The sequence below is a fragment of the Glutamicibacter soli genome (assembly GCF_052322135.1).
GTDB lineage: Bacteria > Actinomycetota > Actinomycetes > Actinomycetales > Micrococcaceae > Glutamicibacter > Glutamicibacter soli.
Window position 1 is genome coordinate 1,269,324 of sequence record NZ_CM125969.1, and the last position, 12,475, is coordinate 1,281,798.

The following is a 12,475-nucleotide window of genomic DNA, read 5'->3' on the forward strand; positions in this document are numbered from 1 at the left end:
ACTTAGGGAAACCGACTGCATATCGCAGAGCCAATCACTCATCACTGTTGAGAGGGGCACGCCGCCTTGCGCAAGATCCTAGTCTTCGCCCACACCGGCCGAAAAGAAGCGATCGCTGCAGCGCTGGAAACCTGCGAACTGCTTGCCGAAGCCGGAACCGTACCGGTCATGCGGGCCAAGGACCAGGAAGCGGTGATTCGCGCTGTCGGAGAGCCTGTTCCCGGTGTTGAAATCCTGCATGACGACTGCGCGGTGGAAGACATCGAGTTGGGTGTGGTCCTCGGCGGCGATGGATCGGTGCTGCGCGCCGCGGAATTGGTCCGCGCCGCCCCTTTGCCGCTGGTCGGCGTGAACCTGGGCCACGTGGGATTCTTGGCCGAAGCTGAGCGCACCGAATTGGCAGCCACCGTCAAGGCGCTGGTCGAGAAGACCTACACCGTCGAGGAGCGCATGACCATTGAGGTCAAGGTCTGGCAAGACAATATCTGCCTGGCCGAAACCTGGGCGCTGAACGAAGCAGCGGTGGAAAAGGCCAACCGTGAACGCATGGTCGAGGTGGTCATCGAGGTCGATGGCCGACCGATTTCCACCTTCGGGTGCGACGGCGTCGTCATGGCCACTCCGACTGGCTCGACGGCCTACTCCTTCTCTGCCGGCGGCCCAGTGGTCTGGCCAGACGTGGCTGCACTGATCATGGTTCCGATCTCCGCCCACGCGCTCTTCGCCAAACCCTTGGTCGTGTCGCCCGACTCGGTGATGGCCGTGGAAATGCTCACGCGCACGGATGCAGGAGCAGTGCTGTGGTGCGACGGCCGCCGCACCATCGACCTGCCGCCGGGAGCGCGTATCGAGGTCACGCGCAGCGACACGCCGGTGCGCCTTGCGCGGTTGAATACCACCCCGTTCTCCGAGCGCCTGGTGAACAAGTTCGAACTGCCGATCACCGGCTGGCGCGGGCCGGCCAAGGACGACATGCGGCGGGCCGCCACCACCGCGCTTCCGGTGATCGGTCCGGGTCTGCAGAGCGTCGAACCGCACCATAAGGACGAGCCCGGAATCCCCATGGTCGGCAGCGGGGACGAGCCTCGCCCATAGACCTTCCCTGCAGCGGAAAACGCCATAAGTTTTCCACTTCTTCGAATCTAGCTACGAAAGTGCGCTTAGAACACATATACTAATCGTGCACGTTTGAACTTGAACTCGACTTTCGGGAGCAGGCCATGATTCAGGAAATCTCGATCTCCAACCTGGGCGTCATCACCAATGCCACCCTGCCGCTCGGCCCCGGGCTGACGGTTGTCACCGGTGAAACCGGTGCAGGCAAGACGATGGTGATCACCGCGCTCTCGTTGCTGCTGGGACGCCGCGCAGATGCCGGCGCCGTGCGCACCGGGGCTGACCATGCCCTGGCGGAGGCCGTCATCCACTTGGACCCTGACCACCACGTGCTCGACGCGGCCGCCCAGGCCGGCGCCTTCATCGAACCGGCTGGCCAGTGCAGTGAACTGCTGCTCTCGCGGTCGCTGTCGGCGCAGGGGCGCTCACGGGCCACCGTAGGCGGGCGCAGCGCGCCTGTCGGCTTGCTGGCTGAACTGGGCCAGGAGCTTGTGGCCGTGCACGGCCAGTCCGACCAGATCCGCCTTAAGGAGCCCGGGGCCCAGCGTGACGCGCTCGACCGATTTGCCGGCAGCGGCGTAGCCCGTATCCTCGGCAGCTACCAGCGCAGCTACCGCCAATGGCGCGCAGCCACCAAGGAGCTGGCCTCGTTGACGCAGGATTCGCGCAACCGGGTGCGGGAGGCCGAGAACCTCCGCCTGGCACTGGATGAAATCGACTCGCTGGATCCGCAGCCCGGAGAAGACGACATGTTGCGCGAGCAGTCCATGAAGCTGGGCAATATCGAGTCCCTGCGCAACGCCAGCCTGCAGGCGCAGGCTGTCATCGACTCCGAGGACTTCGAGAGCCCTGGAATCACCACCCTTGTTGAAACAGCCAGGGGAGTGTTGGCTCAGGCGAGCGGGGACGACCCGGTGCTCTCCGGATTTGCTGAACGGGCCGCTGAACTCGGCATTCTGGCGTCGGAGCTTTCCAGCGATCTTGCCGGTTACATGGCGGATCTGGACGAGGAAGGCCCCGAGCTGCTGGCGCAGGTCGAGGCGCGCCGCGCAGACCTGGGCAAGCTGTTGCGCAAATACGCACCCAGCATCGACGAAGTCATCGAGTGGGCGCAGACCGCTCGTAAACGCCTGGAATCTCTGGGAGGGGATGACTCGCGCATCGAAGTGCTCCAAGATGAGGTCGTCGCGCTGGAACAGAAGGTCGCGGCGCTCGCCTCCGACCTTTCCGACGCCCGCCGCAAGGCCGCCAAGAAGCTGTCGACCCGAGTTTCGGCGGAGTTGACCGCACTGGCCATGCCTGATGCCAAGCTCGTCATTGAGGTCAACGAACTCGAAGAACCGGGAGCCTTCGGCCAGGATTCGATTTCCATGCTGCTCGCGCCGCATGCCGGGGCTTCTGCGCGCCCGCTGGGCAAGGGAGCCAGCGGCGGCGAGCTCTCCCGCGTCATGCTGGCCATCGAAGTGGTGCTGGCGGCCGTGGATCCCGTGCCGACGTTTGTCTTCGACGAGGTCGACCAAGGCGTCGGCGGCAAGGCGGCGGTCAGCATCGGCGAACGTTTGGCCATGCTGGCCCGTCATGTCCAGGTTATCGTCGTGACCCACCTGCCGCAGGTCGCCGCCTACGCCGACCGGCACATCCGTGTCATCAAGAATTCGGATGCTAAATCCAACGCTGGGGCCGGGTTCACCGCCAGCGACGTCGTGGCTCTCGATGAGCCAGCCCGCATCCGCGAGCTGGCGCGCATGCTTGCCGGGCAGGAAGAATCCGATACGGCGCAGGCGCATGCTGAAGAATTGCTGGCGGATGCGCAAAAATTAGTGTGTTCGCTCACCGCCAGCGAATCGAAGAAGCCTTGATTTTCAACGTCGGCGCGCAAATCTCGAAGCAAACTAGGGCTTGGCGAACCCGTGCACTACAGTGAGTGTGGATGCTTGGTAAAAGAATGGTGATAGGATGAAATCCCGTGGTGCAGCGTAATAATACTCGTGATTCTCGGTCGTCTGAAACGACAAAGCATATCTTCGTCACCGGCGGTGTGGCCTCCTCCCTGGGTAAGGGTTTGACGGCATCCAGCCTTGGACATCTTCTTCGAGCTCGTGGTCTTTCTGTGACCATGCAGAAGCTCGATCCGTACCTGAACGTCGATCCAGGTACCATGAACCCCTTCCAGCACGGTGAAGTCTTCGTTACCGATGACGGCGCCGAAACCGATCTGGATATCGGACACTACGAGCGTTTCCTGGATGAGAACCTACCGGGCAGCGCCAACGTGACCACCGGACAGGTTTACTCCACCGTCCTCGAACGCGAACGCCGCGGCGAGTACCTTGGCGACACCGTCCAGGTCATCCCTCACATCACCGACGAGATCAAGCGCCGTATGCGCTTGGCCGCCACCGAACCGGGTGAAGGCAAGTCGGCTCCCGACGTCATCATCACCGAAATCGGCGGCACCGTTGGCGATATCGAGTCCCAGCCATTCCTGGAGGCAGCACGCCAGGTACGCCAGGACATCGGCCGAAAGAACGCGTTCTTCGTCCATGTTTCCCTGGTTCCGTACATCGGCCCAAGCCAGGAACTGAAGACCAAGCCTACTCAGCACTCGGTCGCAGCCCTGCGCTCGATCGGCATTCAGCCTGACTCGCTGGTCATCCGCTCGGATCGCGAGATCCCGGACGAGATGCGCGCCAAGCTCGGCCGCACCTGCGACGTGGATACCGAAGCGGTTATCAACTGCGCCGATGCCCCGAGCATCTACGACATTCCGAAGGTCATCCACGCCCAGGGCCTGGACGCCTACATTGTGCAGACCCTTGACCTGAAGTTCCGTGATGTGGACTGGGAAGACTGGGACCGCCTGCTGGACGTGGTGCACAATCCGAAGACCGAACTGACCATCGCGCTGGTCGGCAAGTACATCGACCTGCCGGACGCCTACCTGTCCGTCACCGAAGCACTGAAGGCTGGCGGCTTCGCCAATCAGGCCAAGGTCAACATCCGTTGGGTCCCATCCGACGAATGCGCCACCGAAGCCGGTGCCAAGAAGGCGTTGGCCGGCGCGGAGGCGATCTGCGTCCCGGGCGGCTTCGGCATCCGCGGCCTTGAAGGCAAGCTCGGCGCACTGAAGTTCGCCCGCGAGAACAAGCTGCCTACTCTGGGCCTATGCCTTGGCCTGCAGTCCATGGTGATCGAGTACGCTCGCAACATGGCTGGTTTGCCGGAGGCTTCCTCGACCGAATTCGATCCAGCATCCTCGACCCCGGTCATCGCGACCATGGAAGAGCAGCTGGACATCGTCGAGGGCAAGGGCGACCTGGGCGGCACCATGCGTCTTGGCTTATACGACGCGAAGCTGCTGGAAGGCTCCGTCGTCGCCGAGACCTACGGCAAGACCGAGGTCGCAGAGCGCCACCGCCACCGCTACGAGGTCAACAATGCCTACCGCGCGCAGCTGGAGGAAGCAGGCCTGGTCTTCTCCGGAACTTCGCCGGACAACAGCCTGGTCGAGTACGTGGAACTGCCGAAGGACGTTCATCCTTACTACGTTTCCACCCAGGCCCACCCTGAGCTCTCCAGCCGCCCAACCCGCCCGCACCCGCTGTTCGCTGGTCTGGTGGAAGCGGCAATCGCTCAGCGCGACGTCTAAACAGCCACACTTCAGCCGCTGACGGCGCCTCGCAGGCAGCGTCAGAGCTGAAGCCATACGCGCCGGTCATCGTGACCGGCGCGTATGCATTTAAGCTGGACATGGAGCCAGCCGAATTTTCGGACCCGCCGTCTAGTACAGGAGAACCAAGTTTCATGAGCAAGGACCACAACGTGCAGAGCCAGCAGATCTCGGACGAACTTTCCCCGCGCACACTGGTCGCCCGCGAAACCGTGTACGAAGGCCGGATCTGGAATGTGCTGCATGATTCCGTGGAGCTGTCCGACGAAGGCGCCGTCATCGAACGCGACTACATCGAGCACCCCGGAGCGGTCACCGTGCTGGTGATCGACGAGAGCGAACGTGTGCTCATGGTCAACCAGTACCGGCACCCGGTGGGGATGCGTTTGTGGGAGCTGCCAGCCGGTCTGCTGGACATCGCGGGGGAGCCGCCACTGGACGCCGCCAAGCGCGAGCTGTGGGAAGAAGCCGACCGCACCGCGCAGCAGTGGTCGATCCTCACCGACGTGTTCCTGAGCCCGGGCTCATCCTCCGAAGCCGTGCGCATCTATCTGGCCCGCGGAGTCGAGCTGGTCCCCGAAGACCATCGCCACACCCGTACCGACGAGGAAGCAGAAATGATCACCGAATGGGTGCCGCTGGACGAAGCCATCGCCCAGGTGCTAGCCGGAAAGATCCACAACCCGACGGCGGTCATCGGCCTGCTGGCGGCCAACGCGGCCCGCGCCACTGGCTATGCCACGCTGCGCGATGCCGAGGAGCCCTTCGACGTGCACCCGGGGCTTCGCAATCAGTAAGCCAGCCGAAACCGCTTTGGGCCCCTCGCTGGCCCCCGGTTTGCGCCGTTATCTGCAGCACCTGGCGATTGAACGCGGCTTGGCCGAGAACACGCTGTCCTCGTACCGGCGGGATTTGACCCGCTATCTTGAAACGCTGGAAGAGGCCGGCGTGGGAACTCCCGACGCCATCACCGAGGCGCACGTCAACGGGTACCTGCAGCAGCTGGCTCGTGGCGACGAGGTGCACCCACCGCTCGGCGCCCGCTCGGTGGCCCGCCATACCGTGGCGGTGCGGCAGCTGCACAAGTACTGGGAACTGGAAGGCATTTGCGCCCCTAATCCGGCGCGCGAGGTGCAGCCTCCCGCGGTGGGACAATCGCTGCCCAAGGCCATTTCCATCGCCGAGGTCACGAGCATCCTCGAGTCAATCGCGGTGGACACCCCGGCCGGGCTACGCGACCGCGCAATCCTTGAATTCCTGTACTCCACCGGGGCGCGCATTTCCGAAGTGGTCGCGCTGGACGTAGACGATCTGCATTTTTCCGATGACTCGGTCGTCAGGCTGTTCGGCAAGGGCTCCAAGGAACGAGTAGTCCCCGTGGGGGCCTATGCCCAGCGCGCGGTCAGCGACTACCTGGTCCGCGCCCGTCCCGGCTTGGCGGCCAAGGGCAAAGGCACTCCCGCCTTGTTCCTGAACCAGCGCGGCGGGCGGCTCTCCAGGCAGTCCGTCTGGATGATCCTGTCCAAGGCCGCGCAGCGGGCCGGTATCAGCACCGAAGTCTCGCCGCACACCTTGCGCCATTCATTCGCCACCCACCTGCTGGAGGGCGGTGCGGACGTGCGCGTGGTGCAGGAGCTGTTGGGACACGCATCGGTGACCACCACCCAGATCTACACCAAGGTCAGCGTCGATTCACTGCGCGAGGCCTATCAGCTGGCGCACCCGCGCGTGAACTAGAGTCCCAGCAGGAGAGCAATCATGAGCGCAAACAAGACCCATCCCCAGCCGGTGGTGCTGATGCTGGTCCTGCGCGGCCAGGGCGAGCGGCAGGAGGTGCTGCTGGGCCGCAAGCTCACCGGCTTCGGAGCCGGCAACATGGTGGCCCCCGGCGGAAAAATCGAGCCGGGGGAGCAGGCCGCGGCCGCCGCGATCCGGGAGCTGGAAGAGGAGACGGGGCTGCAAGTCACAGAAAGCGCCCCGGTCCACCGAGCCACGATCCTGTTCCGTTTTCCCGTACGGCCTGCCTCGGACATGGACTGCCAAGTCTTCCTGGCCACCAGCTACCAGGGTGAGCCGGTGGCCAGCGAGGAGCTGGAACCGCGCTGGTACCCGGTGGCCAACCTGCCGGTCGATCACATGTGGCAGGACGCGGAGCACTGGCTTCCGCTCATCATCGGCGGGGAGATGTTCACCGCGACAGTAATCATGGCGCAGGACAACCTCGGCGTCGAGTCGGTGCAGATCACCCCCTGGTAGCGGGCGTGGTGTCCTGCCCGGCTTCGGCTTGGGCGGTGTCGGGTTCGTAGACGAGCAGGTCCCCGGGCTGGCAGCCCAGGACCTCGCACAACGACTGCAAGGTCGTGAAGCGGACCGCCTTGGCCCGCCCGTTCTTCAATACCGCCAGATTGGCCGGAGTGATGCCGATCCGTTCAGCCAGCTCTCCGACCGCCATCTTCCGCTTGGCGAGCATGATGTCGATATCGACACGGATGCCCATCAGATGACACCGCCGAGCTCGGTGCGCAGGGCGGCGGCCTGCGCTTCGGTCTGCGTGGCCTGGAGGAGCAGCTGGCGCAAGACGAACACGATCACCGAGATTCCGGCCAGCAGGATTCCGAAGCCGCCGATGAGCAGGACCATTCCCGGGGCGATATCCTCGCCGGGCGCCAGCAGGGCTGCAAGGGCGAAGGTGGCCAGCGATCCGGCGGCGATCGACCAGATGATCGGTCCGACGTATTTGGACGATGCAGGGTCGAACACCGTGCTGCGGGCCACGCGGGTGGCCAGCTTCCAGACGCAGACCGAGCAGATCTCGATGACGATCCCGGCCAGAACCAAGTACGCGAGCAGCGCGACCGCGGGCACATCCGGAGCTCCGGGGTGCGACACCTCGTTCACCGCGATCATCGGCACCATGACCAATTGGACAAAAAGCGTCCCGGCCAGGACCACAGCCAAAATCCCCCTGAGTGCCACAATGCTGAATCGGCTCACGGTTCACCTCACTTATCGTTTTACAGATGGTATCTATCGTTAAACGATAACTCCTGATCGTTATCTAGGCAATCCCGAGCGGAGGTGCTCGTCCGTGGGGACGTGCTGCGGACACAAAAACGCCGGCCCGGACGCGAGGTCCGGGCCGGCGGCAAGGCGCTACTTTTTACAGTGCGCGCTGCTCCGGGCCGTTGTAGGCAGAGAGCGGGCGGATCAGGGCGTTCGAGGCGCGCTGCTCCATGATGTGTGCGGTCCAGCCGGTGATGCGCGCCGCGATGAAGATCGGGGTGAACATCTCGGTGTCGAAGCCCATCAGGTGGTAGGTCGGGCCTGCCGGGTAGTCCAGATTCGGCTTGATGGCTTTGGCCTCGTCCATGGCAGCTTCCAGGCCGTCGTAGAGGCCCAGCATTTCGTGGCGGCCGTAGTGCTCGATCATGCGATCCAGTGCGGCCTTCATGGTCGGAACGCGGGAGTCGCCGTGCTTGTAGACGCGGTGGCCGAAGCCCATGACCTTCTTCTTGGCTGCCAGGGCCTCTTCCATCCAGGCCTTGGCGCGCTTGGCGGCGTTCTCGCGGGACTCGTCCTTGTCGATGCCGATCTCGGTGAAGGTGTGCATGACGGCCTCGTTGGCGCCGCCGTGCAGCGGGCCCTTCAGGGCGCCGATGGCGCCGGTGACTGCCGAGTGCAGGTCCGACAGGGTCGAGGTGATCACGCGAGCGGTGAAGGTCGACGCGTTGAACGAGTGCTCCGCGTACAGCACCATGGAGACGCGGAAAGCGTCGACAACCTCAGGCGCTGCTTCTTCGCCGAAGGTCATCCACAGGAAGTTGGCTGCGTAATCCAGATCGTCGCGCGGCGGGACGACGTCCAGGCCGCGGCGGCGGCGCTGGTCGTAGGCCACGACAGCAGGGAAGGCCGCGAACAGCTCCTTGGACTTCAGTAGCTCGGCTTCGACGGAGGAGTTCTCCGACTGCGAGTGGTTGGCGCCGATCACGGAGACCGCGGTGCGGCCCACGTCCATCGGGTGGCAGTCGGCCGGCAACAGGTCGATGGCGGCCTTGACGGCCGGATCCAGCGTGCGGTTGGCGCGCTCGAAGGCTGTGAATTCGGTCAGTTCGCTCTGGGACGGCAGTTCGCCGTTCCACAGCAGCAGGGCAACCTCTTCGAAGGACTTGGATGCTGCAAGGTCCTGTACCGGGTAGCCGCGGTAGAGCAGGGAGTTGGTCTCTGGGTTGACCTTGGATACGGCGGTGTAGTCGACGACGACTCCAGCCAGACCCTTCTTGATGTCTTCGGTGCTCGTGCTCATGGTCGTACTCCTCCTGAATTGTCTTTCAAGACTTTTAGGCCGGTAGCGCGGGCCGTCGAAGAATTCAGACGGCCCGCGCAACCGGACGCTGCCACAGTGCGGTGGCTCCTGTTTAGAGATTCGCGCTGTTGGAATCGATGTCCAGGGTTGGGACCTGGAAGTTGAAGATTCCGGTGTCGAACCGGTTGTAGGCTTCGTAGTCCACCAGCTCGTACAGACGTGACCTGGTTAACATGTTATCCACTTCGCGCTGCTGGGTGCCGTCTTCGCTGATCGCGTCCAGCACCCGCTCCGCCGCGCCCATGGCGCTGCGCAGGAGGGTGACCGGGTAGATGATCAGCGCGACGCCGGCATCTGCCAGTTCCTGGCGGTTGAACAGCTCGGACTTGCCGAACTCGGTCATGTTGGCCAGCACCGGCACGTCCACCGCATTGCAGATCGCCTCGAACTCGGCGACGTTCTTCATGGCCTCCGGGAAGATCGCGTCCGCGCCGGCATCCACCATGGCCTTGGCGCGGTCCACGGCCGAAGCCAGGCCCTCGACCGCACGGATGTCCGTGCGGGCCATGATCAGGAAGTTCTCGTCGATGCGCGCGTCGGCGGCGGCAGCGATGCGCTTGAGCATGGTTTCGGTATCCACCACGTTCTTGCCATCCAGGTGCCCGCAGCGCTTCGGGTTGAACTGGTCCTCGATGTGGCAACCGGCCAGGCCGGCGTATTCCAGCTCCTGGATGGTGCGGGCCACGTTCATCGGCTCGCCGAAGCCGGTGTCGGCGTCAACGATCGACGGGAGGTCGGTCATGCGGGCGATCTGCCCGGCGCGGGTGGCGACCTCGGTCAGCGAGGTCAGGCCGATGTCCGGCAGGCCCAGGTCATTGGCCAGCACCGCACCGGAGATGTAGACGCCGTCGAAGTTCTTCTCGCTGATCAGCTTGGCCGAGAGCGGGTTGAAGGCTCCGGGGAACTGGCGGGCAGCTCCCGGGGTCAGCATTTCGCGCAGCGCTACGCGCTTCGCGGCTGGGGTCTTGGTTGAGTACAACATGATTAGAACAGTCCCTTAGGTGCGGTTTCCAGGTTGATGACACCGTCGGCGGCCTGGATGTTCAGCTGGTCCAGCTCGCCGGCTGCAAGGTTCTCCAGGTTCTCGGCGGCGGCGATGAAGCGGTTGATCTCCGCCTCGTCGACCAGGCCCTCGGCCAGGGTGCGGAACTTGTTGATGTACTGCTCGCGGGCGAACGGACGTGCGCCCAGCGGGTGCGCGTCGGCGACGGCGATCTCATCGGTGATCACGGTACCGTCGTTCAGGGTGATTTCCACCGAACCGCCGAAGGCCTTCTCTGCGATGTCCAGCGAGTGGTAGCGGCGGGTCCACTCGGCGTCTTCCTCGGTGGTCACCTTGTTCCACAGCTCAACGGTGTCGGCGCGGCCGGCACGCTCAGGGGAGTAGGAATCCACGTGGTGCCATGCGCCGTCCTGCAGTGCAACGGTGAAGATGTACGGGATCGAGTGGTCCAGGGTCTCGCGCGAAGCGGTCGGATCGTACTTCTGCGGGTCGTTGGCGCCGGAGCCGATGACGTAGTGGGTATGGTGGCTGGTCTTGATCAGCACCGACTTCACGTTCTTCGGGTCCGCGGCTTCCGGGTGCTCGCCGTGCAGCTTGCGGGCCAGGTCGATCCAGGCCTGCGCCTGGTACTCGGCCGAGTGCTCCTTGGTGTAGGTGTCGAGGATGGCGCGCTTGGCTTCGCCGGCCTCAGGCAGCGGAACCTCGTAGGCTGCGTCCGGCCCGTCCAGCATCCAGGCGATGACGCCGTCTTCGCCTTCGTAGATCGGCACTGGGGAGGTCTGGCCGCGCATGGCGCGGTCGGCTGCCTCAACTGCCATCTTGCCGGCGAAGGCCGGGGCGTGGGCCTTCCAGGTGGAGATTTCGCCCTTGCGCGACTGGCGGGTGGCGGTGGTCGTGTGCAGGCCCTGGCCAACGGCCTGGAAGATTGTCTCGACGTCCAGGCCCAGCAGGGTGCCGATGCCGGCTGCGGCCGATGGTCCCAGGTGCGCCACGTGGTCGATCTTGTGCTTGTGCAGGCAGATGGCCTTGACCAGGTCGACCTGGATCTCGTAGCCGGTGGCGATGCCGCGGATCAGGTCCTTGCCCGAAGCGCCGGTGTGCTGCGCCACGGCCAGGATCGGCGGGATGTTGTCGCCCGGGTGGGAGTACTCGGCGGCCAGGAAGGTGTCATGGTAGTCGAGCTCGCGCACAGCCACGCCGTTGGCCCAGGCAGCCCACTCGGGGGAGACCTTCTCGGAGATGCCGAACACCGACGCGCCCTGGCCGCCGGTGGAGGGCGCGTGGGTCAGCGCCTGGGCGCGGGCCGCGACGATCGGGCCGCGGTTCAGCGACGCGATGGCCACCGAGGCGTTGTCGATGATGCGGTTGATGATCATCTCGGTGACTTCGCTGGTGACCTCGACCGGGTCGGCGGCGACGGTGGCGATCTTGTGGGCCAGCTGGTCTTCGCGGGCCAGGTTTTCCTCGGAGCGGTATACGCGTACTGGGTGGTTGATCATGGAGATGCTACCTTTCGGATCCAACTGTGTATGTCTTGATGTGTGTAAAAGATTTGTGGAGGTGAACGGTGGTGGCGGCCGCCGCCACCTCTGCGTTCCCCTCGGCAATCGCCCAGGCGATGGCCGCGTGTTCGCGGGCCGAGTCGCGCAGCCTGTCGGGATTGTCCTTGGCCAGCCGGCGCACCCGTTGCAGATGCACGCGCAGGGTGCGCAGCGCGGTGGCCAGGTACGGGTTGTTGGCCGCGTCGTCGACCATCTCGTCGAGTCGGGCGACCAGCTGGTAGTAGTCGTCGCGGGCCCCGGAGAGATCCGCCAGATGCACCGACCGGTCGAAATCCTCGGCCAGGGATGCGAACTGAGCACGGTTTTCCGACAAGGCGGCCTGCCTGGCGCTGGTGATTTCCAGTGCGCGGCGCAGCACGAAGAGATCTTCCAGATGGTCTTCGCTGACCTCTGAAACCACCACTCCGCGGCCCCGCTGAGGAACCGCCAATCCGTCGGCCACCAATCGGGCCAGGGCTTCGCGTACCGGAGTGCGGGAAACACCTAGTCGTTCCGACTGTTCAACCTCGGCAAGCACGGTTCCCGGGTGCAAGCGCCACTCGACGATGTCGGTGCGCAGGCTCTCGTAGACCTTGTCACTTGCTCTCATGCTTCGAGTGTATACACAAACCGAGTCAAATGGGGCAAAGCTCGGAAAATATTTTAGAAAAGTACGAAATATGTATACATGAATGTTGTGATTGTGTGACTGTAGTCATAGGCTTATGTATACGAGGACGAGTCGAGATATTTAACAGGACGCCGGGCAGCGACGCCCGACG

General features: G+C 64.2%; 12 protein-coding genes. 6 read left to right on the plus strand and 6 right to left on the minus strand.

Translation table 11 applies throughout. The features are described 5' to 3' along the window. Nucleotides 1-66 precede the first annotated feature (66 nt). From ACTX90_RS06050 to ACTX90_RS06075, 6 genes are all read left to right on the plus strand, one after another. On the plus strand, nucleotides 67-1,095 hold the full coding sequence (locus ACTX90_RS06050; RefSeq protein WP_047118652.1) for an NAD kinase: 1,029 nt from the start codon (nucleotides 67-69) through the stop codon (nucleotides 1,093-1,095). Nucleotides 1,096-1,220: 125 nt separating this feature from the next. After that, nucleotides 1,221-2,975 carry a DNA repair protein RecN gene (gene recN / locus ACTX90_RS06055; protein ID WP_443443478.1) on the plus strand — a complete coding sequence of 585 codons (1,755 nt, stop codon included), beginning with the start codon at nucleotides 1,221-1,223 and terminating at the stop codon, nucleotides 2,973-2,975. Between the two features lie 107 nt (nucleotides 2,976-3,082). Further along, complete coding sequence (pyrG, locus tag ACTX90_RS06060; protein WP_047118654.1) at nucleotides 3,083-4,765, plus strand: CTP synthase; 1,683 nt, start codon at nucleotides 3,083-3,085, stop codon at nucleotides 4,763-4,765. Nucleotides 4,766-4,920: 155 nt separating this feature from the next. After that, nucleotides 4,921-5,583: an NUDIX domain-containing protein gene (locus tag ACTX90_RS06065; protein ID WP_053797744.1), complete on the plus strand. Its 663-nt coding sequence runs from the start codon at nucleotides 4,921-4,923 to the stop codon at nucleotides 5,581-5,583. Continuing rightward, complete coding sequence (gene xerD, locus ACTX90_RS06070; RefSeq protein WP_053797745.1) at nucleotides 5,537-6,523, plus strand: site-specific tyrosine recombinase XerD; 987 nt, start codon at nucleotides 5,537-5,539, stop codon at nucleotides 6,521-6,523. Before ACTX90_RS06065 ends, xerD begins: the two co-directional genes overlap by 47 nt. Before the next feature lie 21 nt (nucleotides 6,524-6,544). Beyond that, nucleotides 6,545-7,042: an 8-oxo-dGTP diphosphatase gene (locus tag ACTX90_RS06075; RefSeq protein WP_053797746.1), complete on the plus strand. Its 498-nt coding sequence runs from the start codon at nucleotides 6,545-6,547 to the stop codon at nucleotides 7,040-7,042. Here ACTX90_RS06075 and ACTX90_RS06080 read toward each other — a convergent pair. The 6 genes from ACTX90_RS06080 to ACTX90_RS06105 form a co-directional block, all read right to left on the minus strand. Continuing rightward, complete coding sequence (locus tag ACTX90_RS06080) at nucleotides 7,029-7,283, minus strand: helix-turn-helix domain-containing protein (RefSeq protein ID WP_443443481.1); 255 nt, start codon at nucleotides 7,281-7,283, stop codon at nucleotides 7,029-7,031. The two genes, ACTX90_RS06075 and ACTX90_RS06080, sit on opposite strands and share 14 nt — an antisense overlap. Continuing rightward, the gene (locus ACTX90_RS06085) at nucleotides 7,283-7,780 is read right to left on the minus strand and encodes a DUF2975 domain-containing protein (RefSeq protein ID WP_146956135.1); all 498 of its coding nucleotides are present in this window, start codon (nucleotides 7,778-7,780) and stop codon (nucleotides 7,283-7,285) included. Before ACTX90_RS06085 ends, ACTX90_RS06080 begins: the two co-directional genes overlap by 1 nt. Before the next feature lie 166 nt (nucleotides 7,781-7,946). Then, complete coding sequence (locus tag ACTX90_RS06090; RefSeq protein WP_113607893.1) at nucleotides 7,947-9,089, minus strand: bifunctional 2-methylcitrate synthase/citrate synthase; 1,143 nt, start codon at nucleotides 9,087-9,089, stop codon at nucleotides 7,947-7,949. Between the two features lie 112 nt (nucleotides 9,090-9,201). Continuing rightward, complete coding sequence (prpB, locus tag ACTX90_RS06095; protein WP_053797750.1) at nucleotides 9,202-10,131, minus strand: methylisocitrate lyase; 930 nt, start codon at nucleotides 10,129-10,131, stop codon at nucleotides 9,202-9,204. A gap of 2 nt (nucleotides 10,132-10,133) precedes the next feature. Continuing rightward, the gene (locus ACTX90_RS06100; RefSeq protein ID WP_047118662.1) at nucleotides 10,134-11,651 is read right to left on the minus strand and encodes an MmgE/PrpD family protein; all 1,518 of its coding nucleotides are present in this window, start codon (nucleotides 11,649-11,651) and stop codon (nucleotides 10,134-10,136) included. Nucleotides 11,652-11,658: 7 nt separating this feature from the next. Next, nucleotides 11,659-12,303, minus strand: coding sequence for a GntR family transcriptional regulator (locus ACTX90_RS06105; protein WP_047118663.1), 645 nt, complete (start codon nucleotides 12,301-12,303; stop codon nucleotides 11,659-11,661). Nucleotides 12,304-12,475: the final 172 nt, after the last annotated feature.